We start from the raw sequence: 21,440 nt of genomic DNA, 5'->3' as shown, positions 1-21,440 counted from the left end.
AGTGACGACGACGCGGCGAGGCGCGGCACCGGGGCACGCGAGCCCGGCCTGATCCGAGCGAGAGGACCTGGGCCGCGTGGGTCCGGCCGCTCAGCCCGCGCCCACCGTCACCGCGAGCGTGCCGAGCCCGCTGCCGGGGCTACGCAGGGCGATGGAACCGAACGGGGTGCGCAGCCGAAGCCAGGACCCGGCCGCGAGCAGGGCGACGGGGAAGTCCGGAGCCGGGCGGAGGAATCCCAGCGACTGGGCGGCGTGCACGGCGCGCAGCGGGAGCGGGGTGCCGCCGACCGTCCGCGACCAGATCTCGCGGCCGATCAGATCCCGCTCCGCCCGCGTACGGCGTTCCTCGGGCAACTCCTCGTCGCGGCCCCGGAATTCGGCCACGGCGGCAGCCACGGCGCCGCGCAGGGCCATCGGCCCGGGCAGGCCGGGCTGTTCCCGCCAGCCGCCGCGCGGCGGGAGGACGCCCGTCCACGGCGGTCCGGTGACGGGTGCCGGGATCGCACCGGCTTCGGTGGACTCCCCGAGGGATTCGAGGAGTTCACCGGCGGAGACGGTGACGTCGAAGCCGTCGCCCGGACCGGCCAGCCGCGCCGTCCGGATCGCCAGGACCTCGAACGACGGCGGCCTGCCGAACACGGCCAGCGCACCGCCGCCCGCCTGCATCCGCACCGCGGCGGCCCGGTCGTAGTGGAGCAGCCGGCCGAGGAAGGCCGCGAGATCCGCGGCCTCCCTCGTGTCGGCGAACTCCAGCGACCGTACGGGCACCGTCATGCTGCGGCGGGCTCCTCGGCCAGGTACTGCTGGAGGAAGAGCTTCTCCTCGGCGGAGATCCGCCGGGGCCGCTCCTCGGCCAGGTCGTACGGCACGACGACGGTCGAGGCCCGGACGTACACCTGGTCCGGGTCCTTGATCTCGTACGCGATCGTCAGCGACGCGGCACCGATCTTCGTGACCCACGACTCGACGGTCACCGGCTCGTGCCGGTGGACCAGCGGTCGTACGTAGTCGATCTCGTGCCGGGCGACGACGGAGCCGCCCGCGAAGGACGGCGAACCGTCCCCCGGCGCCAGCCGGAACATGAAGTCGATGCGCGCCTCCTCCAGGTAGCGGAGGAAGACCACGTTGTTCACATGGCCGAAGGCGTCCATGTCCGACCAGCGCAGCGGGCAGTTGTAGATGTGACGAGCCAAGACGATCAGCCTCGCGTGAGCTTCTTGTACGTGGCACGGTGCGGGCGGGCCGCGTCCGCACCGAGGCGCTCGACCTTGTTCTTCTCGTACGACTCGAAGTTGCCCTCGAACCAGTACCACTTGGAGTCACCCTCGTAGGCGAGGATGTGCGTGGCGACCCGGTCCAGGAACCAGCGGTCGTGGGAGATGACCACGGCCGCGCCCGGGAATTCGAGCAGCGCGTTCTCCAGTGAGGAGAGCGTCTCCACGTCGAGGTCGTTGGTGGGCTCGTCGAGGAGCAGCAGGTTGCCGCCCTCCTTGAGCGTCAGTGCCAGGTTGAGGCGGTTGCGCTCACCACCGGAGAGGACCCCGGCCGGCTTCTGCTGGTCCGGGCCCTTGAAGCCGAACGCGGAGACGTAGGCCCGCGAAGGCATCTCGACCTGGCCGACGTTGATGTAGTCCAGCTCGTCCGAGACGACGGCCCAGAGGGTCTTCTTCGGGTCGATGTTGGCACGGGACTGGTCGACGTAGGAGATCTTGACCGTGTCACCGATCTTGACCGAGCCGCTGTCGGGGGTCTCCAGGCCCTGGATCATCTTGAACAGCGTGGTCTTGCCCGCGCCGTTCGGACCGATGACGCCGACGATGCCGTTGCGCGGCAGCGTGAACGACAGGTCGTCGATGAGGACCTTGTCGCCGAAGGCCTTCGAGAGGTTCTCGACCTCGACGACGATGGAACCGAGCCGGGGGCCCGGCGGGATCTGGATCTCCTCGAAGTCCAGCTTCCGCATCTTGTCCGCCTCGGCCGCCATCTCCTCGTAACGGGCGAGTCGGGCCTTGGACTTGGTCTGCCGGCCCTTGGCGTTGGAGCGGACCCACTCCAGCTCTTCCTTGAGCCGCTTGGCGCGCTTCTCGTCCTTGCGGCCCTCGACCTTGAGGCGGGCGGCCTTCTTGTCGAGGTACGTGGAGTAGTTGCCCTCGTAGGGGATGGCGCGGCCGCGGTCGAGTTCGAGGATCCACTCGGCGACGTTGTTCAGGAAGTACCGGTCGTGCGTGACGGCGACGACGGCGCCGGCGTACTTCGAGAGGTGCTGCTCCAGCCAGTTGACCGACTCGGCGTCGAGGTGGTTGGTGGGCTCGTCGAGGAGCAGCAGGTCGGGGGCCTCGATCAGCAGCTTGCAGAGCGCGACGCGGCGCTTCTCGCCACCGGAGAGGTTGACGACCGGCCAGTCACCGGGCGGGCAGCCCAGCGCGTCCATGGCCTGCTCCAGCTGGGCGTCCAGGTCCCACGCGTTGGCGTGGTCCAGGTCCTCCTGGAGCTTGCCCATCTCGTCCATGAGCGCGTCGGAGTAGTCGGTCGCCATGAGCTCGGCGACCTCGTTGAAGCGCTTGAGCTTGCCCATGACCTCGGCGGCCCCGTCCTGGACGTTCTCCAGGACGGTCTTGGTCTCGTCGAGGTGCGGCTCCTGCATGAGGATGCCGACGCTGAAACCGGGCGACAGGAACGCGTCACCGTTGGACGGCTGCTCCAGGCCCGCCATGATCTTCAGCACCGTGGACTTACCGGCGCCGTTGGGGCCCACCACACCGATCTTCGCCCCGGGCAGGAAGCTCAGCGTGACGTCGTCAAGGATCACCTTGTCGCCGTGCGCCTTGCGCGTCTTGCGCATCGTGTAGATGTACTCAGCCAAGAGAAACCGTCCGGCAATCGATGTGTGGGCAGATACACCCCATCTTGCCTGACGTCCATCCCCGGATGGAAACCAGTCTCAGCAGAGGCCCTGTGAACTGCCCTTTCGCCATCCGCACTGGTAGCTGACCTGTCACTGGTTGTCGCCGTCGATCGCCGCCGAGCACCCTCGCACGGCCCGAGGACGGCCCAGGAACGATCACTCGGCGGACGTCGTCCGCTCATCGAGCCCGGCCTGCACCTGACGGTTGTGCCCGGCGCGCAGGAGGACGTCACCGCCCACGACTGCAAGGCCGTCCTTGACAGACAGCTTCTCGGCCCGCCGGGGACGGTCGGTTCCCAACCTGGCATCCTGCGTCCGTGAGAATGACGTGGGTCGACTTCTGGGCACTTATAGACACCTTGAACGGTGAGGCCAACGAGGCGAACTGCCAGCGGCTCGCCGAAGAGCTGGGCTGTCGCTCGGTCGCGGACATCGTGGGCTTCACCGAACGCCATGCCGAGGCTCTCTACCGTCTGGACCAGGAAAAATTCGGTGTCCTGCCGGTCGCCGACCTGACGGATCGCGACGGGAGCCCTTTCCCCCAGTCGGCCGACCAGTTCCTGTACACGCGTTGCTCCGTGGTCGCCGCCGGCCGAGCCGTCTGGGAAAGCGTCTTCTTCGACGTCGACAAGTTCGCCCCGTATACCTCCACCAAGTACAACGCCGAGTGGCTGCTCTACGTGCCGGACAAGGCATACGAGCTGGCCACTGGCCAGGAGTGGGACCGCTCAACCCGGTACTGCTTCGAGACCTTCTCCAACAAAGACGGCTGGCCACACCTGCAGAACTGAGGTCGGCGCAGCCTCAGCTACCCCACTATCGCCCGGTGGGAATCTCGTAAACGATCTCGCACAGGGCGGCAGGCACGACGATGTCCGCGGTCTCCACGGGTCGACCTTGGTCGCTGTAGTACGTCCGCCTGATGTGGGTGACGAGAGCAGCTTTCTGGATGCCAAGGAGCGAGGCCTCCTCGGCAGTCGCCTGGCGGGGCTCCGGCTGCTCGACGGCGTGGCTGACCGTGATGCCGATCGCAGCCATACGGTTCACGACACCCGCCCCGGCATGCGGCCCTCCCTCGGGGAGAACGACGAGCGTGCCGGCGGTGAGGTCGTACGGCTCCCAGCTTGTCGACAACTGCACCGGCTTCCCGTCGGCCAGGAACTCGTACACGGTCCGGACACACAGATCGCCATCGGCGACACCGAGACGCGTTGCGATCTCTGCCGGTGCCGGGATCTTGGCCTCGGTCCGGCTCTCCCAGTCCCCGTGCCTGCCCACAGCCTGCATGTCCGCACGGAACGGGGAATCGTCACGCTGCTCGCGTGCCGAGGAACGCACCACCCGGACACGCCGACGTGGTTCGGCGACATACGTACCGGAACCTGCGCGGCCTTCCAGAACGCCCTGCGAGATCAGCAGCTCCTGCGCCCGACGGACCACGTTCTCGCCGACGCCGCACTCCTCGCCGATCTGAGCACGTGAGGGCAGCCGGTCCCCCGGTGTCCACTCATGCTCCGCGATCCGTTGTCGGAGAACGTCCGCGATGCGGAGATAAGGCGGCTGCTCAGGCATATGGAAAATCTAGTCCACTAGCTCTAATCTAGTTAACTAGCTTCACGTAACGTGGCGATCACTCGGCGACGGAGATACCTGTGCCCGCTTCTGAACTGAGCGCCGAGGACATCGCCGCCCGGTTGTCCGCCGCCGGACTGACCACACGCGCAATACAGCACGCCCACCACACATCGATCGAAGCGGAGGTGCCGGACGACTTCCCCGCCGACTCATGGCGGGAGGTCCTGGATGCAGTGGCGAAAGCCGATCGATTCGGCCTCCTCGCCAGCAACGTGGACGGCCGCGTCTTATGGGCCGCCGTACGCAAAGCAGTCCCCGCGATGGGCGATGTCCGGGGACCTGGCCATCAGCGATAGGAGCTGATCAGCGTGTTCAACCGTATCCGCCGTGCCGTCTCACGGACCAGTGAGCGGTACTTCCCGAGGGGCCGTCACCGTCGCCCCTTAACGCCTATCCGCTCGGGGGCCGTTCACCTCGGACATGCCGACTCTCCTGCGCCGCACATGGGGTGGCTTCGAGACGGCATGAATGTTCTCGCAGATGACGAGATCGCGCTCGTCCGCCCGAACGTGCTGGCAAGCGGCGAAGGCGCGAAGGGGATCTCAACGGCCGTAGCTCATGATCCCGTCTCGCAAACCTGGTTCGCACCGCCGGAGCCCATCTGATGCCTTCTCATCAGCGACCAGGCGTGACGAAGGCGAATGCCGCTCCCTACAGGTCGAGTTCGTGCCTGATTGGCACGCACCATGAGTGTGCGCATTCCTCCCCCATCGCGGCACCGATCGGTGTCCCCGTGGTCTACGAAGCGTGCAACTGCCCCTGCCACCCTTCCGCTTCAAGGGAGGTGTCCCAGTGAGGAGATGGACACCCAGTGGCGCACTTGCCGCAACCGTCGAGATCACCGCGACCAGCGTGCAGCGAGGCGACGTGATCCAGATCGGAGGTCAGTCGTGTCGCGTGGCCAATCTTCTCCAGCTTGCAGGTGCGGCAAAGCGGCTTCGTTTCGAGTCGGGAGAGCTGCTGACCATGCACTCCCGGACCCGCCTCGTCGCCCTGCGGATGCTGAGAAGGAGGTGATTCCATCCGTGGCTCCTCGCCGTGATGCCATCGCCGACGACCTTCGGACACAGATCTCAACGGGCCGCCTCAAGGCTGGGGAGCGTCTCCCTTCTGAGGCACAACTGGCCGGCCGCTATGCGGTCAGCACCCCGACGCTGCGGAACGCCCTCGCCGTACTCCAGGGCGAAGGGCTCATCGAGAAGGTTCACGGCAGAGGCAACTTCGTCCGCCATCCCGTCCGAAGAATCACGTACGTCGGCGGTGGTCGCACGCCCGACGCTCAGACCGCGACCGATGCGGCACTACGCATGAGCATCCGCACCACGCATCTCCCGGCGCGAGGGGATCTGACCGCTCTCCTGAGGGTGTCCGCGAGCAGCCCACTGACCGAATTCCTATGCATCAGCCACGCGGGCAAGTCACCGCACAGCCTGGCCAGGATCTATGTCCCCCGCGACTTGGCGCCGGCCGACGGTCCAAGCGAGTCGACCCTGTGCAAGGGGGTGCGGGCAAGGCTGGCGGAACTGCGCACGCCGCTGGCCGAGGTACAGGAGCGGGTCAGCGCACGCTTCCCAACCCCGAGAGAAGCGGCAACCCTCCGCATCAGCTCAGCCCTGCCCGTACTGGCGGTCACCCGTGTGGCAACCGACACAACCGGACGGGTCGTCGAGGCAGCGCGGCTGGTGCTTCCCGGCGATCGCGCCGACGCGCTGTTCACGCACCACACGATGAGCGGAGACAGGAGGACAGAAGGATGACCCACCACAACGAACTGCGGCTCCTCCCATGGCTGGGCCCCGAGGGCAAGCCCTGCTACCTGAGCACCGACGACAACAGCGGCCACCTGTCTCGCCTGGCAGACAATGTCGAAGCGGTACAACTCGGCATGGCAACCGACCTCCTGGAGCGCGCATCCGAAACACTCGGAGACGAGGACGCCGAGCCGCAAGAGCTGCGCCACCTGGCGACGGCCCTGGCTGAAGCCCTCCACGAGGTGCTCCGCGTGGCAACAAGCCGCGGCCGCCGCCTACCGACACCGGTTCCCTCCCGTAAAGGAGACGAAGACCCACATCTCCCGGCGGCAGCATTCGGCTAGCAATAGCGCGCATCCAGTATTAGAGAAGCCCCAGACTCGTTCTGGGGCTTCTCTGCTGGGTCAATCCCTCCGCTCACCGCTCGTCGACCTGGCGTGCACGCCCGCCGACCGTCCGCATGAGCCCTTCACGAACGGTGTCACGAGCGCTAGGGGATCGGCGCTCCGCGTAGCAGTAAGTCGCGGGCATCGCGTGCTAACGACGAATCTCTCCACCAGTAGAGGAGACTACGAGGGCCCCAACTCCCGGCGGCCTTTAGCTAGAGATTATCAAACTCGCTGAAACCGATACCCCCGGCGAAAGTCCGGGCCTTGCTAGTGACGCTCACGCCGCCTCGCGTCACTCCGACGGAGAGCCGTGCTTTACCGAAACCAGACGCGCAGCACTACGAGGCTCAAGGTTCTTTTGCCTACCCTTGACGAACTTAACGTCCGTTACGGCACCGAGAAATCCTTCAGGAGCGGTTACAACAACCCGCCTGACGGAGCGTTTCTTGAAGGCGAGCTCTGCACGCACCTGCGCCGTCAGCTCCTTCGATACCTCCCACGTGCCGGCGTAACACTGATCCAACTCGGCAGTGGATTCAGCATACTTCTCGCCATCTGCTCCATGATGGATGAGGCACTTCATAGTCAACCAGCTCCAGCCAGCGAGTGAAGCTAACCACAAGCTAAACAGGTATCTGGTTTCCTCGGATGCGAAGGAGTCCACACGTGCTGTAAATTCCTGCCATTCTTCTGAATCTAGGTCGCGCGCAAGGAGTTCCATTCCGTCCGAAGGTTGACCGTCTGCATGCCCTCTCCCCACAAAACCTTCGGGGGATGGTCTCCTCGTGGGGTCCAGGTCTCGTAGAGCTCGCAGAATCTCGGTATAGGTGTCGGTCCGCTTCTCCCACATCCTCGTCGATAGTTCGCGTGCACCCGTGTCTCTACTAGACTTGTGCGTGAAGGCCACTGCGGCTGCTGCGACAGCGAGTGTCGCAGCTTGAGACACATACGGAAGCGCTTCAGACCAGCTCACCATTCTATTTTCCCCATCAGATACCCGGATTCATACAGTCGTTACCCGCTTCCGATCGCTCAAGAGGCGGCTTCTGCACCTTCGATCACCCTGGACTACGTCCTTTCTGTGACAGTTCACCGTTGTCAACGGGGTATTTGGACATGCAGCGCGGCGGAAGCGGGATGTCTCCACCCAAGGCTGGCAGAGAGGGTCGAACGCTCAGACCTCGCTCAATACGGCTCTACGAATGACATCCGCACCATGCATCTCCCGGCGAGAGGGGAATCGAAAAGTCCGACAGCACATCAGAAGAGCCTGTCACACGATGCGACGGGCATGCTGGGCAATGTTCAAGGCTGTTCCATTTGGCAGTACTCCACGACGCCGGATTGCCTCTTCGGTGACCCAGGCCACGTTTGGCGTATCCGTCATTGCGAGCCGCCTCAGTGCCGATTCTTGATCAGGGCTGGGTAGCAGCTCGTAGACATCTGCAATCAAAATTTCCCACGATTGAGCGTGCTCGCTGTACCTGATTCGGTCGACCTCTCGCTTGACGTAATCCTGGAAAGTGAAGGGGAATGCGTCAGCAGGTAATATCCCTGTACTAACGAGCTCCTCGTGAAATTCACGCCATGGAGAATCTTCACGCCCGGAACGCGAATCAAACCACGCATAAAATTTGGGAATCTGCGACCCTTTTATACGTATCCGTAGGTCATTGCTGCTTTGGCTATCGAAAGGTATCAATGAATCATCTTGTGCATCGATGCTTGAAAGAAATGACCTTCCGGAGGTTGAAATTTTATAAACGCCGCCTACAGGTTGGAGTTGCGGAAAACGACGTCCTTGGACCAGTAGATACTTGTCGTCTATTTTAACCCTGAAGAGGTAAGCCGCAGATATCCTCACGTCCCGGGATGCAAAACGAACGGAATACCATAGGTGGCGCATGTTAGTGCGATTTGCAATCAAAGCATCAGCTACAGGAATAACGAGAGTTATAACGGCACCACTGGCCAGATCGCCCACAGTCGAATCGTGGGCCATGAATGAGAGGGCCAAAGAAGTTAGGAAAAGGGTGAAGTAGAGAGAAAATCTCGCCATTGCCGAATCCTCTTGATCGTGGATTCCTAGAATTTAGGAATAGGGACTTCGTCGGGTGCTGTGAGCAAATATTTAGCGGTCCACTTAAGCATCGTGGATGAGTTCTCGAGATTTCTGAGTAGACCAGGGGGTATGTAATCGGCCTCATACATTGCCACCAGGAGAGCTCGACGTACGTCAATATGAGACTCTCCTTCGTACTCCATTTTAAGAAGCTGCCCGTCATTTGGAGTCCCGAGTCTCCCTATGTACCTAGCTGCGAATTCACGAGGATAGCTACTCCTGTTGCGATCACGAACTGCCGTCCAGGCTCTGCTTCGTATCACCTCTGAACGGATCCCGCACCGAATCGCCGTCTCAAATACATTGCGCTCCAGAAAGGGGTAGTCAACGATCGGCACCCGATCGAGTACCCCCTCCAGCATGACCCGCAGATCTTTACGCTTATGGGGAAGTCTTTCCAGATACCTGAGGATGCGGGCGGACAGGTGATGCCAAGTCTTAATGCTTTCCACGGCCCACGAAAATGCGAAATCATCCTTCCTGATGCCCAGCGTGGGCAGTGAGAATTTGATATCCCTTTCATTCGCGGGCGTTTCGTTAATGGCAGAAATGAATAGGTCTCGCAGATCCTTTACCGCCCAAGGCTCGCCTAGCCCAAGGAAGTAGATAATCAAGTCCTTTCGCATGTCATCTAAATACTCCTCTGCGCTATTGCGCGCGAGTATCCCAGTCTTTGGTGCCGACATATTCAGTCGTCTTGCCCTGAATGCTCGATTGACTTGCTGCAGGATCGAGCGCAGCTTTTCCTCATCTGAGTCAAATAGGTACATGTCATCCGAGTAGCGGATGAACTTTATATCAAACTGCTGAATGAAATTATCAATCGGAAGTAGGTAGGCATTGGCCAATATCCCGGAAGCGGCAGATCCTTGCGGGAGGCCCCATGTGTGACACTGCCGCTCGAATCCTTCGAGAAAACTCTGGAGCTGCACTATGACTGCGTTATCGACGCCAACTGCCGACAGATCCATCGTAAGTACGTCGATTTCAATATGCTCATAGAAAGAAGCAATATCAGTCTTTGCCATCAACATACTCTTGTCATCATTCAGGAATCCGCGCGCTTTTTTGCGCATCGCCTTCCAGTCTGCGACCGAATGCACTGATAGGCGCCGGGATCGATGATTGAATACCGATTCCGACAAAAGCGGATCTATGGATTCTGCGGCTTCAAACGCCAATGCCTCATATATGAGGCGATCTTGAACAGAGAGCCTTGCGAGCGGGCGCGTATTTATGTAATTCTTGGGATGCTCAACAAGCTCAATATGGTTTGGGGTGTAGTGGACGTTGGCAAGATGATCCAGCACTTCGGATCGATAGTCTTTCCAGAACGGCTTCAAGTCACGGAAATTAATCACATCGGGAAGATCAAGTCTCCCTTCGACGGCCCATAGACGATTGGCGGCGCGATCCAAGAAACTGCTGCGTAGCTGGCTCCCCCTCATAACCTCACAGAGTACGCGCAGCATGAAGGTCGGTGGAGCGGGTTTGGCCGGTGTCCTGCCCGGTTTGGGGTCGAGCATGATCAGGGGGCCGTACGCTGGCCGGCAACTCGGGCAGGCTGTGATCCTGCCCGGAATTTGAACGAGTGGCCCCCTGGTCTTGCTCGACGCGGGACCCGAACCGGGGAGGTGGCTAAAGCCGTGGAGCCGACCGCCCCAGCCACAGCGGGTCTCCCCACCTTCAGCCCGCAGCCCGTAGCGCGCCGCCTGGCGCGGCCAGCCGGGGCGAAGACAGAGGCAGGCCGCGCCGCTGAGGCGGCGCGCGCCCGCGCCGTGCGCGGGTCTTGATGAAGTAGGGAAAGTTCTACCGCGCTGGGATCAGGTGCTTGCCGTCGTGGCTTCGCACGTGGGGGCCGGCTCCGTCGAGGGCGTCCAGCAGGCGGATCGCGTAGACCTCGGACATGCGCTCGCTGATCTGCTCCTGGGTGAGCCAGTCGACTGCCGTTGATTCCGCGGACGTGCGCTCAGTGCCTCCAGAAGGCTTGCACCGGAAGACCAAGGCGACGATGCCCCGGGTCGTGTTCTTGTAGACCCCGGTGAGTTCGTCCACCTCGACGTGGATACCCGTCTCTTCCAGGACCTCGCGCACGACGCCCGCCTCCGGGGTCTCGTCGAGTTCGAGCACGCCGCCGGGTAGCTCCCAAGTGCCGTTGTCGGCGCGCCTGATCGCCAGAAGACGTCCGTCCTCGCGCACCACTACCCCGGCTACAGATACGGAGTGCAGCGGCGTCGAGGTTGCCCCCTGTGATTGACTCATATACAGGAGCATAGGAGGCAGAGAGGGACTATGGGAACCGCGGTAGGTGGAGAACGGTCTGTGCCTCGGTACGTACAGATCGCCGACGAGATCGTGCAGCAGATCCGGGCAGGGGTCCTAGGTCCTGGGGACATGGTGCCCAGCGAGTCGGAACTCGTCGAGCGCTACGGCGTCGCGGGCGGGACGATCCGCAAGGCGATGGTCGAGGTGCGCGCGAGTGGGCTGGTCGAGACTCGGCACGGCAAGGGCTCGATCGTCAAGGATCGTCCGCCCGTGCGGCACCGGTCGTCGGACCGCTTCCGGCGCTCGCTTCGGCAGGGCGGCAAGGCCGCCTATCTCGCCGAGTCCGCGCAATCTGGCGCTGCGGCGAAGGTGAGCGTCCTCTACATCGGCCCCATGGAAGCCTCTGAGGATGCCGCTCGGCGATTGGGGATCTCCGCCGGCACTCAGGTGCTCGCCAGGCGACGCCTGTACTTCCGCAACGGCACGCCCGTCGAGACGGCGACGTCGTATCTCCCATGGGACGTCGTGAAGGACATCCCCGAGCTGTTCGCCGAGAACCCCGGCGGTGGCGGCATCTACGCCCGACTCGAAGACCACGGGCACGAGTTCGCCGAGTTCGTCGAGACGCTCCAAGGGCGTCCGGCCACCAAGGCTGAGTCCTCGGAACTGGCTCTCAGCCCCGGTGCTCCGGTCATCCACCTGATTCGCGAGGCCCGTACGACGCAGGGCCGCGTGGTCGAGGTCTGCGACACCCTCATGGCCGCTGACCAGTTCGTCTTCGAGTATCGGATCCCTGCCGCCGACTGACGCCACCTCAACTCCATTCAGCCCGTCGCGAGTTCTTCTCCGCGGCGGGTTGACTCATGTACAGGAGTGATGCACTCTTCTTCATGTCACTCATATACATGAGTGAGGGAGTTCAATACCTATAGAGGAGTGATCGTTGTGCGTCAGATTCCCGTCGACACCACCAACGCCACCGTGATGGTCGCCAAGGCTCCCCAGCCCAAGGTCAAGGACCGTCGGACCGGCGAGATCGCCCTCGACAAGGACGGCGTCACGCTGATGACGGTGGAGGTCATGTTCTCCACGCCGGACGAGGTGGAGATCCTCAAGCTCACCGTTCCGCAGCCGGGTGTCTCCGAGGACCTGGCCATGGGTGCCCCGGTCGCGCTGACGGGGCTGGTCGCCTCGGCGTGGGAGAACGAGTTCAACGGCCAGAAGCGGCACGGGATCGCGTTCCGCGCGGTCGCCGTCACCTCGCTCGCCGGCGCCACTTCGAAGGCGGCCTGATCATGACCGGGTTAACGGTCGCCCTGGTGCTGGTCGTCGCTGCCGCAGTGGTCCTGCGGTGGCGGCGCCCCGCCTGGTACTGGCTGGCCTTCGGCGCCGCAGTCGCCACCCTGCGAGTCCTGATCCGCTACGCCTCCGTGATGGATGCCTGCGGGCTGACCGTCCCGCCCTCCCGCTGGCGCCTGGCCCTCGCCCGCATCGCCAACCGCCCCGTCCCTGAGTCCCGCGCTCCGCGCATCCTGCGCGTTCATCCCACCCGCACCGGCCTGCTGCTCCGCCTCAAACTCCGCCCCGGACAGGACGCCTTCGACGTCTCCGCTGCCTCCGACAGGCTGCGGCACTCCTTCGCGATGTACGGCGTCACTTCGCGGGAGCTCCGCTCGGGGGTCGTCGAAGTCCGGATGACCGGATACGACGTTCTCAAGCGGGTCCACATACCCGCAAGGACCGACCCGGCCCCGATGCGCGTTCCGGTCGCGTTGCGGGAGGACGGAGCAGTTCACTACCGCGACTACCGTGCCGTGCCCCACGGCCTCACCCTCGGCGCCACGGAGTCAGGGAAATCCGTCTATCAGCGCAACCTGGTCGCCGGCCTCGCGCCCATGGATGTTGCGCTGGTCGGCATCGACTGCAAGCAAGGGGTCGAACTCTTCCCGCTGGCACGCCGGTTCTCCGCGCTCGCCGACAACCCGGACAGCGCCCTCGACCTACTCGAAGCTCTCGTCTCCTACATGGCGGACGTCTACCAACTGATCCGCGCCGAGCAACGGATGACGGTCAACGTGCCGGACGCGGAGATCGCTGCCGACATCTGGGACCTGCCTGAGCACCTGCGACCGGTGCCGATCGTTGTCCTGGTGGACGAGGTCGCCGAACTCGCCCTGTTCGCCTCCAAGGACGAGGAGAAGCGGCGCGACAGAATCATCACCGCCCTCGTGCGGCTGGCCCAGCTCGGCCGGGCCGCCGGCATCCATCTGGAGATCTGCGGGCAGCGCTTCGGCTCCGAACTCGGCAAGGGCATCACCATGCTCCGCGCCCAGCTCACCGGCCGCACCGCCCATCGCGTCAACGACGAATCCTCCGCCAACATGGCCTTCGGGGACATCGCCCCGGACGCGGTCCTGGCTGCGATCCAGATTCCGACCGACACCCCCGGTATTGCCGTCACCGGCGACTCGTCCGGTGGCTGGGCCCGCATTCGCGCCCCGCATACCTCGCTGCGGCAGGCCGTGAACCTCTGCAACAGGTACGCGGACCGCACCCCGGAACTGCCGGCCCTCGCGCCCTTCCGGCCTGCCACCGCCGCGCTGCCTTCGGAACGTGTGCGGCTGTCCAAGTCGGCCCCCGCGACCGTCTGACCCTTTCGCTTCCCGGTTGGCGCGACCGTCTCGTGCCAGGTCCCTACCCGCTCCATGCCTGCCGAAGGGAGAACACGTCATGTGCCCCGACTGCGAGGACGTCGCCCGCACCGTGCTCATGCTGGGCCACCTCGCCCTCTACGCCGACGGACTCGACGCCGACCAAAGCTTCATCGAGGCTGTGGGCCCGTCCCTCACCGCGTCCCTGCCGGAGCCACCGCACGGTACGTTCCCGCCCGGCCACGACCCCGTTGACGGCCCCGACTACCCAGGCGGCTCGTGATGGCCCGCCCCGCGTTCCGCGTGGACGCCGTCCTCGTCCAAGCCATCATCGCCGGGGCTCTGTCCTTCGCCCACCTGCACGACCTCGCCGACGCCGCCGGACAGGACGGCTGGAAAGCCTGGGCCTACCCGATCTCGGTGGACCTGCTTCTGGTCGCTGCCTGGCGACGGCTGCGCAGTGAGGGGCCGTCCCGGCTGGCGTGGTGCTGGTTCCTGATCGCCCTGTTCGCCTCGCTCGGAGCCAACGTGGCCACCGCGGGGTTCCTCGACCTCGCCCACCCCCCGGCCTGGCTGCGCTTCGGCATCGCGGGATGGCCTGCCCTCGCCTTCCTCGGCGGCACGCTCCTCGCCCACTCGCACGTCTCCAAGGACCAGGAACCGGTTCTGCCGGCGCCAGAAGCCGAGCCGGGCATCGCTCCCGAGCCGCTGCCCGTACCGGCTCCGCTGCCCGTGGCCGAAGACACCCCGACTATCGCCTCCACTGCCTCGACGCCGACCGGTCCGCCGGTTCCGGCCGCGCTGGTCGACCACGCGCGAAAGGTCGCCGCCGACCACCGGGCCCGCACCGGCGCCCGGATCGACACCGACACCCTGCGCGCCCGCCTCGGCGTCCCGCCTCACCTGGCCGACACCATCGCCGCCCAACTCACCTGACCTGAAGGGAGAACCACCCTCGTGCCTGCCCGCGACCACTTCCACTCCTTGATGCGGATCGGACCGGTGCAGGTCGGCACCCATCGCGACCGCCACGGCCGCACCGAACACGCAGCCGTGTGCACCAAGGACGGCTGCGGCTGGTCCGCCGGCTACTCCAGCCAGACCGCCGCGCAGCTCGCAGCCCGCACCCACCGCTGCACCGCTCGATAGGAGAACCGTCCATGGATGTCCCGCTCTGGCTCGCCCTGATCATCGTCGGCTGGCTCGGCGTCAAGCTCATCCGCCCGCCCTGGTGGCTCGTCGCCGTCCTCCTCCTCGGCGGCTACCTCCTCGCCGACAGCCTGCTCTCCCCCGCCATCGACACCGCCGTCAAGTAGCCACCGCTGAAGGGAGATCCATCATGCTCCGCCCAAAGATCCCGACCATGCCTCAGCCCACCGGCCACCTCGCCCCGCCCGCCGTGGTTGTCGAGCCGACCGCCGTCATCCACCACGCCCCGGAAACCCTCGCCCCCATGACGGCTCCGGTCCGGCCGACCGTGCGGCTCACCCCAGGCGGCGTCATCGCGCTCGTGGGTGGCGGGACGGCCGTGGTGCTGGTCGTCGGCGCCGTCCTGGTCTCGATGCTGCTCGCGGTCGCCATCACCGGCGCATCCGTGGCCATCTGCGCCCTGGTCATCCGCTCGCTCATCAGCGCCGAGCACAAGGGCCGCTGACCGGCCCCGGGCGGCCTCAACCGCCAAGTCTCCGCCGCCCGGGAGCCGTCCCCTGTCCGATCTCGCAACCAGAAGGAAACCCCAGCATGACCCACCGCACCCGCCCGCCGTCCCGCAGCTGCCCGAACTGCGACGGCGTCGCCTCTGCTGCCGTCACTCTTGGCGGTCGCGACCGGCATGGCCACCTCCGCACCATCAGCGCGCACTGCCCGGCCTGCCACGGCACAGGCACCGCCCACCGCCTCGCTCGTCTGCGGGAGGACGCCCGTGCCTGACACGCTCCTCGACCCGACCACCCTCGGAGACCTGCTGAGGGTGGCTTCGGCCGACGACTTCGACCGCTGGCACGAGCAGATCCGCCGCACCGGCGGCTGCGCCGATCCGATTCACCTGACCGGCTGGACCCTCGCCAAGGACAAGACAACCGGCGAGACCCTCCACCACTACTCGACCGAGAACGAGCCGGGCGGACGGCTCCGGGTCGCGTGCGGCAACCGGCGGGCCTCCCGTTGCCCTTCCTGCGCCTGGACCTACGCGGGCGACACCTACCACCTCATCCGCGCGGGCCTGGCCGGAGACGACCGCCGCGACATCCCGTCCACGGTCCGCGAACACCCCCGAGTCTTCGCCACCCTCACCGCCCCGTCCTTCGGCCCCGTCCACAACCGGCCCGAGCGCGCCGTCTGCCGCTGCGGCATTCGCCATGCCTCCGATGATCCGGCGCTCGGCACGGCGCTCGACCCGGCCACCTACGACTACGCGGGCGCCGTCCTCTTCAACAACCACGCGGGCGACCTCTGGCAGCGCTTCACCAACCGACTCCGCCGCGAGATCGCCGCCCGCGCCGGGCTCAGCCAGCGGGAACTGAAGGAGTCAGCCCGGCTTTCCTACGGCAAGGTCGCCGAGTTCCAGAAGCGCGGCGCCCTGCACTTCCATGCTGTGATCCGCCTCGACGGACCGGACGGGCCCGATACTCCGCCCCCGTCCTGGGCGAGTTCCGGCCTACTCACGGACGCGATCCGCGCCGCAGCCTCGCACTCGTACACCTCGGTCTCCGTCCCGGCCTCCGCGGAGCAGCCTGCCCGTACCTTCCGCTGGGGCACACAGCTTGATGTCCGACCCGTGAAGGCGTTCGGCGACGGCTCCGACATCACTGAACAGGCAGTCGCCTCCTACGTCGCCAAGTACGCCACCAAGGCTGCCGAGAGCACCGGCACCATCGATCGACGGATCGGTGAACTCTCCGAACTCGACAGCCATCAGGTCCCCGACCACACCCGCCGCCTCATCGCGACCTGCAAGCAGCTCGATCCGCTCTACCCCGAACGTCGTCTCTGGGCCTGGGCGCACATGCTCGGCTTCCGCGGCCACTTCTCCTCCAAGTCGCGCCGGTACTCGACCACCCTCCGCGAACTCCGCCAGGCCCGCGCCGATTTCCGCGCCGCACAGGAACGTGACGCCCTCGGCCTGGAGGAGCGCGAGCCGGACACCGTCCTCGTCCTCGCCGACTGGCAGTACGCCGGGCACGGCCACACACCGGGTGAATCGGCCCTCGCCGCCACCATCGCCCGCGACCTCCGGCTCAACCGAGAAACCGCACGCGAGGAACTTCGGTCAGCCTCTGACGAGAGGGAGTGGTGACCATGGCAACGCGGCTCCCGGTCCGCTACCTGACGCCGGACGACCTGGTGGAGATGTTCGACCTCCCCAGCGTCGAAACGGTCTACCAATGGCGTCGCAAGCGGGTTGGTCCTCGCGGATTCCGTGTCGGCCGGCACCTGCGCTATGACCCGGATGACGTGCGTGCCTGGGTCGAGTGCCTCCAGAAAGGGGCTGCCGCCTGATGGCCGGACATATCCAAGACCGCTGGTACAAGGTCGAAATCGGCACGGACGGCAAGCCCCGCAGGATGAAGAGCGATCGGTACGGCGTCGGTCTCCGCTACCGCGCCCGCTACATCGGCCCGGACGGCACCGAGAAGTCCAAGAGCTTCCCGGACAAGCAGAAGCGCCTGGCCGACGTGTGGCTGACCAACATCGAAGCCGACATGGCGCGCGGCCAGTACATCGACCCGCGAGCAGCACGGACCACCTTCCGTGAGTACACCGAGCGCTGGATCGCGGCACTGACCACGGACCTCGCGAGCCGGGCCGCGGTGGAGGGGCGGCTACGTCTTCATGCCCTGCCTTACCTTGGAACGCGTCCGATCGGCTCGTTCCAGCCGGAACACATCCGCGACTGGAACCGTCAGCTCGAAAATGCCGTGGCGACAGCCTCCTATCGGCGTCTGATCTTCGATGCGGTCTCCTCCGTGCTCACCGCGGCCGTGGATGACCGCCTGCTGGCCTCGAATCCCTGCCGTGCCCGTTCGGTCAAGGCGCCTCGCCCCGCACCCTCTCGCGTCCATCCGTGGTCGGCCTCGCAAGTCTTCGCCGTGCGGGCCGGCCTCCCCGAGCGCTACCAGGCGATGGCCGACGTCGGCGGCGGCTGTGGCCTGCGCCAGGGCGAGATCTTCGGTCTCGCGGTCGACAACATTGGGGACCTCGGCTGGCTCTACGTCCGGCAGCAGGTGAAGAAGGTCCGCGGCTCTCTCGTCTTCGCGCCGCCGAAGCGAGGCAAGCTCCGGGATGTTCCGCTGGACCCCGAGGTGTCAGTGGCCCTGACCGAGCATATGAAGCGCTTCCCGCCGGTCGACGTGACCTTGCCCTGGGTGACGCCCACCGGGCCCAAGGTCACCCACCGGCTTGCCTTCACAAGCAGCGTCGGCACGGCCCTGTGGAGCAACGGCTTCAACGACGAACGGTGGAAGCCCGCACTCGCCGCCGCCGGCATCATCCCGGTGCCGGACAAGGGCCAGCGCTACGCAGCGGCCCGTGAACACGGCATGCACGCCTTGCGGCACTTCTACGCCTCGGTCCTCCTGGACGCTGGCGAGAACATCAAGGCGCTGAGTCTCTATCTCGGGCACAGCGATCCGGGCTTCACGCTCCGGGTGTACACGCACCTGATGCCGAGCAGCGAGACCCGCACCCGGAAAGCCATCAGTGCGATGTACCGGGCCTCCGGTCACGCCCATGACGACCCAGAGGCGGCCCAAGCCGCCTGACACGGCCCCTCATCGACGGGAAACCCGCTGGTGAGGGGCTGTTTTGCGCCCTCGCCCGGAGAGAAACACCCCATCTTGCCTGACGTCCATCCCAGGATGAAAACCCGTATCACCCGGAGCCCGTGACCTGCCCCTTAGCCGTCCCCGCCCGTAGCCGATCGGTCACCGGTCGTCGCTGCCGATCACTGACGGGCCACCGGCGGCCGGGCCGGGGTGTGGTCACCGGGGCGGCGGCCACACCCGTTCCTCACTGTGCGTAGGCGACCAGCAGGTGGGGGGCCGGGACCACCGCGAGTCCGCCGTCCACGCCGAGGCCGGTCAGGGGCTCGGACACGTTCTGCTCGTCGGGCCCGTCGATCGGCGCACCGACGTCGGTGGACCGGCGACGGCGATGGTTCTTCGAAGATTCACTCGGGCATCCCCCATCGTCCGGCATCGCCGTGGCGATGCGCACAGGGCGGACCGGCCACCGGATCCGGTGGCCCGCTTCGGGCCGGATGATCCCCTGCGTATGCCTCAACCGCCTTTTGTTTTTTTGGGGGTTGAACCTGCCCTGTGGCATGCGACGGCCCCGGTACGCGTCTGCGTGCCGGGGCCGTCATCGGGTGGACGTGACCGTCCGCCCGTCGTTCGTCACTCCGCGGTCAGTGTGCGGAGGGGTGGTGCGGGGTTACTGCGCGGAGGGCTGGGCCTTGCGCTTGCGGAGGAGGAAGACCGCGCCGCCGCCGACCACGACGAGGGCGATCGCGACGCCCGCGATGACCGGGGTGGCGCTGGAGCCACCGGTCTCGGCGAGGTCGCCCGAGCCGCCGGAGGTGCTGCCGCCGGAGGTGGCCGGGGCAGGCTTGTCACCGCCGGTCTGGGTGTCGGTGCCGCCGGTGGCGCTGCCGCTGGTCTTGCAGTCCAGGACGCCCTTGAACGTCTTGGTGAAGCCGCCGGGGCCGGTGATCGTGAAGTCGTACGCCTGGTCCTCGGCGACCGGGACGGTGACCGTCTCGGACTTGCCGGCCTCGATGGTGTGCTTCACACCGGCCAGCTCGAAGGTGAAGGCCTCGTCGCCCGTGTTGGCGGCGGTGACGTCCACGCCGCCCTTGGCGCAGTTCTTCTTGGCCGTGACGGCCGGGATCGCGCCCTTCTTGGCCCAGGTGCCGGTGGCGGTCGCGGAGACCGTGGTCTCGCTGGAGCCGGCCAGGATCATGGTCTGGCTCTTGGTGACACCGGCGAACGCCCGGCCGACCGGCACCGAGGTGGTGGCCTGGACCGTCAGCGAGGCGGAGCCGTCGGCGGCGCCCTCGGGCACGTCGAAGTAGAGCTCGGCGCCGTTGGCGGCGGCGGTGACGGGCTTGCCGGCCTTGTCGGTGACCTTGACGCCGCTGGCGGCGTCGGCGGGCGGGGTCACGGAGACCTGGCCGGCGTTGGTGCGGACGGTGACCGGGCCGAGCCGCTCACCGGACTTGCCGGAGACCGCGGCCGGGTCCAGGGCGAGGGACGCCTTCGGCTCGGCCTGGTCGACGGCGCTGTGCTCCAGCCAGTCCGCGAGCTTCTCGGCCTGGCCGTCGGTGGCCTCGACGTCGACGTTGTCCGAGTAGCGCCAGATGGCGACCTGGGTGCCCGCCGCCGCGGTCTTCTCGGTGAGCGGGCCGGTGCCGGCCTCCTTGGCGAGCGCCGCGAGGTCGTCGACCTGCGGGTAGGAGTGCTCCAGGATCCAGCGGATCTTGCCGGCGTTCTTGTTGGCGCCGAGCGAGGTCTGGTTCCAGGGGGTCTCCAGGTACTTCGCCTGGTCCTGGGTGGGGTTGTGGATGTCGATGCAGTACGTCTTGAGCTGGCCGCCGCCGTCGACGGTCATCTCGAAGAGGCCGGCGGGCAGTTGCTGGTCCCGGCCGTCGGTGTGCAGCACGGCGCGGTCGAAGGTCTTCAACCCGTCCAGCACCGCGGCCGCGCCGCCCTGGTGCTGCGGTGCCTCGTCGGCGACCGCGCCGCCCGCGCCGACGAGGGCGCCTGCCATGACCAGACCGGATGCCACCACCGACGCGGCCAGTCGGGCTATGCCGCGCCGCCGTGGAGAATTGGCCGTCGCCGCCGAGGACGGCGAAGCGGTCGCTGAAGAAGCAGAAAACACAGAATTCCCCTCCGGGCGGGGCCCTCCGCGCCTGATGCGCGTGTGGGGATTGCCCCGCCAGTCGACTCAAGTGCCCCGTGAGTACGGGGGAATCCTAAGGACGAAGCGATGAACAGTCCCCCGTCATACCGTCGTACAACCATTCCGAATCGGAATCGTTATCGCCGGTATCACTCGCGTTCGCTTCCCAAGCCCGATTCCGGCACGCCCCGGCCCGTTCCCACGGTCTTCCCCGGCATCGTTCCCGGGTCTCCGCCGGCTCGCTCCCGGTCCGTCACGGCACCGACACGAGTTCCTGACCGGCCTTCTGACGGTCCGTCGAGTGCCTGGCTCCGGAACTGCCCGGTTTCCCTGAATCGCCCGGATCACCCGGGCCGTCCGGCTCGTCCGGCCCGGTGAACCCCTCCGGTCGTGCCGATGTGCCCGCCCTCTGCGGGCTGCCCACCCGGGCCGTCAGCCCGGGTTCACCCCGCAGCACCCGCCGGAACGCGGCCGTCCCCCGTGTCAGATCGTGGCCCACCGCCACCGCCTCGATGTCCACGAACGTCCGGCGCTGCCCCTCCCGTTCCTCTTCGCGCACTTTCAGCCTGCCGTGCACGACCAGTGGTTCCCCGACGGAAACGGAACCGGACAGATTCAATGCCAGAGTCCGCCAGGCCCACACCGTGTAAAAGCTGGTGTGCCCGTCCGTCCAGAGCTGTTTCTCGCGGTCCCAGCGGCGCGGTGTCACCGCGAACCGGAATCGCGCCATTCCACCGGTCGCGGTCTCCCGGAACTCCACGCCCGTAGCCGCGTTGCCCACCAGTGTCACCAAGGTGTCGTTCATGACTCCGCCTCCCCTTC

28 protein-coding genes are annotated in these 21,440 nt (G+C 66.0%); 16 read left to right on the top strand and 12 right to left on the bottom strand.

Annotation, left to right across the window (positions count from 1 at the left end):
- Positions 1 to 90 precede the first annotated feature (90 nt).
- The 4 genes from ACFVH0_RS17270 to ACFVH0_RS17255 all read right to left on the bottom strand — a co-directional run bounded on the left by ACFVH0_RS17270 (position 91) and on the right by ACFVH0_RS17255 (position 3,205).
- Positions 91 to 774, bottom strand: a complete 684-nt coding sequence (locus ACFVH0_RS17270) for a hypothetical protein (RefSeq protein ID WP_385820975.1) — start codon at positions 772 to 774, stop codon at positions 91 to 93.
- Positions 771 to 1,193: a thioesterase family protein gene (locus ACFVH0_RS17265; RefSeq protein WP_124717647.1), complete on the bottom strand. Its 423-nt coding sequence runs from the start codon at positions 1,191 to 1,193 to the stop codon at positions 771 to 773. The genes ACFVH0_RS17270 and ACFVH0_RS17265 overlap by 4 nt, the downstream gene beginning before the upstream one ends.
- A gap of 5 nt (positions 1,194 to 1,198) precedes the next feature.
- Positions 1,199 to 2,863 carry an energy-dependent translational throttle protein EttA gene (gene ettA, locus ACFVH0_RS17260; RefSeq protein WP_259932619.1) on the bottom strand — a complete coding sequence of 555 codons (1,665 nt, stop codon included), beginning with the start codon at positions 2,861 to 2,863 and terminating at the stop codon, positions 1,199 to 1,201.
- A 198-nt stretch (positions 2,864 to 3,061) separates the two neighbouring features.
- A complete protein-coding gene (locus ACFVH0_RS17255; RefSeq protein ID WP_385820973.1) occupies positions 3,062 to 3,205 on the bottom strand; it encodes a hypothetical protein in 144 nt (47 codons plus the stop codon).
- A 23-nt stretch (positions 3,206 to 3,228) separates the two neighbouring features.
- Between ACFVH0_RS17255 and ACFVH0_RS17250 the strand changes: the two genes are divergently transcribed.
- The gene (locus ACFVH0_RS17250; RefSeq protein ID WP_385821110.1) at positions 3,229 to 3,696 is read left to right on the top strand and encodes a DUF4240 domain-containing protein; all 468 of its coding nucleotides are present in this window, start codon (positions 3,229 to 3,231) and stop codon (positions 3,694 to 3,696) included.
- A 25-nt stretch (positions 3,697 to 3,721) separates the two neighbouring features.
- Here the strand turns inward: ACFVH0_RS17250 and ACFVH0_RS17245 are convergent, their stop codons facing one another.
- The gene (locus tag ACFVH0_RS17245) at positions 3,722 to 4,477 is read right to left on the bottom strand and encodes a GntR family transcriptional regulator (RefSeq protein ID WP_385820971.1); all 756 of its coding nucleotides are present in this window, start codon (positions 4,475 to 4,477) and stop codon (positions 3,722 to 3,724) included.
- Between the two features lie 80 nt (positions 4,478 to 4,557).
- Here ACFVH0_RS17245 and ACFVH0_RS17240 point away from each other — a divergent pair, with 80 nt between their 5' ends.
- The 3 genes from ACFVH0_RS17240 (at position 4,558) to ACFVH0_RS17230 (ending at position 6,635) form a co-directional block, all read left to right on the top strand.
- A complete protein-coding gene (locus ACFVH0_RS17240) occupies positions 4,558 to 4,836 on the top strand; it encodes a hypothetical protein (protein WP_385820969.1) in 279 nt (92 codons plus the stop codon).
- Between the two features lie 729 nt (positions 4,837 to 5,565).
- A complete protein-coding gene (locus ACFVH0_RS17235) occupies positions 5,566 to 6,297 on the top strand; it encodes a GntR family transcriptional regulator (RefSeq protein ID WP_385820967.1) in 732 nt (243 codons plus the stop codon).
- Entirely contained in the window at positions 6,294 to 6,635 is a 342-nt protein-coding gene (locus ACFVH0_RS17230; protein ID WP_385820965.1) for a hypothetical protein, read from the top strand. Before ACFVH0_RS17235 ends, ACFVH0_RS17230 begins: the two co-directional genes overlap by 4 nt.
- Positions 6,636 to 6,972: 337 nt before the next feature.
- On the opposite strand, the gene ACFVH0_RS17225 is transcribed toward ACFVH0_RS17230, so the two are convergent.
- The 4 genes from ACFVH0_RS17225 to ACFVH0_RS17210 all read right to left on the bottom strand — a co-directional run bounded on the left by ACFVH0_RS17225 (position 6,973) and on the right by ACFVH0_RS17210 (position 11,076).
- Positions 6,973 to 7,401 carry a hypothetical protein gene (locus tag ACFVH0_RS17225; RefSeq protein ID WP_385820963.1) on the bottom strand — a complete coding sequence of 143 codons (429 nt, stop codon included), beginning with the start codon at positions 7,399 to 7,401 and terminating at the stop codon, positions 6,973 to 6,975.
- 552 nt (positions 7,402 to 7,953) lie between these two features.
- Positions 7,954 to 8,664 carry a hypothetical protein gene (locus ACFVH0_RS17220; RefSeq protein WP_385820961.1) on the bottom strand — a complete coding sequence of 237 codons (711 nt, stop codon included), beginning with the start codon at positions 8,662 to 8,664 and terminating at the stop codon, positions 7,954 to 7,956.
- A gap of 101 nt (positions 8,665 to 8,765) precedes the next feature.
- On the bottom strand, positions 8,766 to 10,328 hold the full coding sequence (locus ACFVH0_RS17215) for an RNA-directed DNA polymerase (RefSeq protein WP_385820959.1): 1,563 nt from the start codon (positions 10,326 to 10,328) through the stop codon (positions 8,766 to 8,768).
- Between the two features lie 283 nt (positions 10,329 to 10,611).
- Entirely contained in the window at positions 10,612 to 11,076 is a 465-nt protein-coding gene (locus ACFVH0_RS17210; protein WP_385820957.1) for an NUDIX hydrolase, read from the bottom strand.
- A gap of 18 nt (positions 11,077 to 11,094) precedes the next feature.
- Here ACFVH0_RS17210 and ACFVH0_RS17205 point away from each other — a divergent pair, with 18 nt between their 5' ends.
- From ACFVH0_RS17205 to ACFVH0_RS17150, 12 genes are all read left to right on the top strand, one after another.
- Positions 11,095 to 11,874 carry a GntR family transcriptional regulator gene (locus tag ACFVH0_RS17205; RefSeq protein WP_385820955.1) on the top strand — a complete coding sequence of 260 codons (780 nt, stop codon included), beginning with the start codon at positions 11,095 to 11,097 and terminating at the stop codon, positions 11,872 to 11,874.
- 138 nt (positions 11,875 to 12,012) lie between these two features.
- Positions 12,013 to 12,360, top strand: a complete 348-nt coding sequence (locus ACFVH0_RS17200) for a hypothetical protein (RefSeq protein ID WP_145763555.1) — start codon at positions 12,013 to 12,015, stop codon at positions 12,358 to 12,360.
- Positions 12,361 to 12,362: 2 nt separating this feature from the next.
- Complete coding sequence (locus ACFVH0_RS17195; RefSeq protein ID WP_385820953.1) at positions 12,363 to 13,718, top strand: FtsK/SpoIIIE domain-containing protein; 1,356 nt, start codon at positions 12,363 to 12,365, stop codon at positions 13,716 to 13,718.
- Between the two features lie 79 nt (positions 13,719 to 13,797).
- Positions 13,798 to 14,001, top strand: a complete 204-nt coding sequence (locus ACFVH0_RS17190) for a hypothetical protein (RefSeq protein WP_385820951.1) — start codon at positions 13,798 to 13,800, stop codon at positions 13,999 to 14,001.
- Positions 14,001 to 14,654, top strand: coding sequence for a DUF2637 domain-containing protein (locus tag ACFVH0_RS17185; RefSeq protein ID WP_385820949.1), 654 nt, complete (start codon positions 14,001 to 14,003; stop codon positions 14,652 to 14,654). The genes ACFVH0_RS17190 and ACFVH0_RS17185 overlap by 1 nt, the downstream gene beginning before the upstream one ends.
- A gap of 21 nt (positions 14,655 to 14,675) precedes the next feature.
- Positions 14,676 to 14,867 (top strand): mobile element transfer protein, encoded by a 192-nt coding sequence (locus ACFVH0_RS17180; RefSeq protein ID WP_385820946.1) that lies wholly within the window; start codon positions 14,676 to 14,678, stop codon positions 14,865 to 14,867.
- 11 nt (positions 14,868 to 14,878) lie between these two features.
- Positions 14,879 to 15,034, top strand: coding sequence for a hypothetical protein (locus tag ACFVH0_RS17175; RefSeq protein ID WP_376466634.1), 156 nt, complete (start codon positions 14,879 to 14,881; stop codon positions 15,032 to 15,034).
- Positions 15,035 to 15,057: 23 nt separating this feature from the next.
- Positions 15,058 to 15,372 (top strand): SpdD-like protein, encoded by a 315-nt coding sequence (locus ACFVH0_RS17170; RefSeq protein ID WP_385820944.1) that lies wholly within the window; start codon positions 15,058 to 15,060, stop codon positions 15,370 to 15,372.
- A gap of 86 nt (positions 15,373 to 15,458) precedes the next feature.
- Positions 15,459 to 15,647: a hypothetical protein gene (locus ACFVH0_RS17165; protein ID WP_385820942.1), complete on the top strand. Its 189-nt coding sequence runs from the start codon at positions 15,459 to 15,461 to the stop codon at positions 15,645 to 15,647.
- The gene (repSA, locus tag ACFVH0_RS17160; protein WP_385820940.1) at positions 15,640 to 17,013 is read left to right on the top strand and encodes a replication initiator protein RepSA; all 1,374 of its coding nucleotides are present in this window, start codon (positions 15,640 to 15,642) and stop codon (positions 17,011 to 17,013) included. Before ACFVH0_RS17165 ends, repSA begins: the two co-directional genes overlap by 8 nt.
- 2 nt (positions 17,014 to 17,015) lie before the next feature.
- A complete protein-coding gene (locus tag ACFVH0_RS17155) occupies positions 17,016 to 17,216 on the top strand; it encodes a helix-turn-helix domain-containing protein (RefSeq protein ID WP_385820938.1) in 201 nt (66 codons plus the stop codon).
- A complete protein-coding gene (locus ACFVH0_RS17150) occupies positions 17,216 to 18,478 on the top strand; it encodes a tyrosine-type recombinase/integrase (protein ID WP_385820937.1) in 1,263 nt (420 codons plus the stop codon). The genes ACFVH0_RS17155 and ACFVH0_RS17150 overlap by 1 nt, the downstream gene beginning before the upstream one ends.
- 247 nt (positions 18,479 to 18,725) lie before the next feature.
- Here ACFVH0_RS17150 and ACFVH0_RS17145 read toward each other — a convergent pair whose 3' ends face one another.
- The 3 genes from ACFVH0_RS17145 to ACFVH0_RS17135 form a co-directional block, all read right to left on the bottom strand.
- Positions 18,726 to 18,932 carry a hypothetical protein gene (locus tag ACFVH0_RS17145; RefSeq protein WP_385820935.1) on the bottom strand — a complete coding sequence of 69 codons (207 nt, stop codon included), beginning with the start codon at positions 18,930 to 18,932 and terminating at the stop codon, positions 18,726 to 18,728.
- 216 nt (positions 18,933 to 19,148) lie between these two features.
- Positions 19,149 to 20,597 (bottom strand): LAETG motif-containing sortase-dependent surface protein, encoded by a 1,449-nt coding sequence (locus ACFVH0_RS17140; RefSeq protein ID WP_385820933.1) that lies wholly within the window; start codon positions 20,595 to 20,597, stop codon positions 19,149 to 19,151.
- Positions 20,598 to 20,871: 274 nt separating this feature from the next.
- Positions 20,872 to 21,423 carry a single-stranded DNA-binding protein gene (locus tag ACFVH0_RS17135; RefSeq protein ID WP_385820931.1) on the bottom strand — a complete coding sequence of 184 codons (552 nt, stop codon included), beginning with the start codon at positions 21,421 to 21,423 and terminating at the stop codon, positions 20,872 to 20,874.
- Positions 21,424 to 21,440: the final 17 nt, after the last annotated feature.

The organism is Streptomyces sp. NPDC127117, from assembly GCF_042677325.1.
Taxonomy (GTDB): Bacteria; Actinomycetota; Actinomycetes; order Streptomycetales; family Streptomycetaceae; genus Streptomyces.
The sequence above is the reverse complement of the archived record's forward strand: the minus strand, read 5'-3'. Positions and strand labels throughout refer to the sequence as shown.

Excerpts from the sequence above, each read along its gene's own strand:
- ACFVH0_RS17135 (WP_385820931.1), bottom strand. The coding sequence starts at position 21,423 with ATGAACGACACCTTGGTGACACTGGTGGGCAACGCGGCTACGGGCGTG.
- ACFVH0_RS17175 (WP_376466634.1), top strand. The coding sequence starts at position 14,879 with ATGGATGTCCCGCTCTGGCTCGCCCTGATCATCGTCGGCTGGCTCGGC.
- ACFVH0_RS17230 (WP_385820965.1), top strand. The coding sequence starts at position 6,294 with ATGACCCACCACAACGAACTGCGGCTCCTCCCATGGCTGGGCCCCGAG.
- ACFVH0_RS17155 (WP_385820938.1), top strand. The coding sequence starts at position 17,016 with ATGGCAACGCGGCTCCCGGTCCGCTACCTGACGCCGGACGACCTGGTG.
- ACFVH0_RS17215 (WP_385820959.1), bottom strand. The coding sequence starts at position 10,328 with ATGCTCGACCCCAAACCGGGCAGGACACCGGCCAAACCCGCTCCACCG.
- ACFVH0_RS17210 (WP_385820957.1), bottom strand. The coding sequence starts at position 11,076 with ATGCTCCTGTATATGAGTCAATCACAGGGGGCAACCTCGACGCCGCTG.
- ACFVH0_RS17205 (WP_385820955.1), top strand. The coding sequence starts at position 11,095 with ATGGGAACCGCGGTAGGTGGAGAACGGTCTGTGCCTCGGTACGTACAG.
- ACFVH0_RS17170 (WP_385820944.1), top strand. The coding sequence starts at position 15,058 with ATGCTCCGCCCAAAGATCCCGACCATGCCTCAGCCCACCGGCCACCTC.
- ACFVH0_RS17195 (WP_385820953.1), top strand. The coding sequence starts at position 12,363 with ATGACCGGGTTAACGGTCGCCCTGGTGCTGGTCGTCGCTGCCGCAGTG.
- ACFVH0_RS17165 (WP_385820942.1), top strand. The coding sequence starts at position 15,459 with ATGACCCACCGCACCCGCCCGCCGTCCCGCAGCTGCCCGAACTGCGAC.
- ACFVH0_RS17225 (WP_385820963.1), bottom strand. The coding sequence starts at position 7,401 with ATGGAACTCCTTGCGCGCGACCTAGATTCAGAAGAATGGCAGGAATTT.
- ACFVH0_RS17245 (WP_385820971.1), bottom strand. The coding sequence starts at position 4,477 with ATGCCTGAGCAGCCGCCTTATCTCCGCATCGCGGACGTTCTCCGACAA.
- ACFVH0_RS17250 (WP_385821110.1), top strand. The coding sequence starts at position 3,229 with ATGACGTGGGTCGACTTCTGGGCACTTATAGACACCTTGAACGGTGAG.
- ACFVH0_RS17150 (WP_385820937.1), top strand. The coding sequence starts at position 17,216 with ATGGCCGGACATATCCAAGACCGCTGGTACAAGGTCGAAATCGGCACG.
- ACFVH0_RS17190 (WP_385820951.1), top strand. The coding sequence starts at position 13,798 with ATGTGCCCCGACTGCGAGGACGTCGCCCGCACCGTGCTCATGCTGGGC.
- ACFVH0_RS17270 (WP_385820975.1), bottom strand. The coding sequence starts at position 774 with ATGACGGTGCCCGTACGGTCGCTGGAGTTCGCCGACACGAGGGAGGCC.
- ACFVH0_RS17185 (WP_385820949.1), top strand. The coding sequence starts at position 14,001 with ATGGCCCGCCCCGCGTTCCGCGTGGACGCCGTCCTCGTCCAAGCCATC.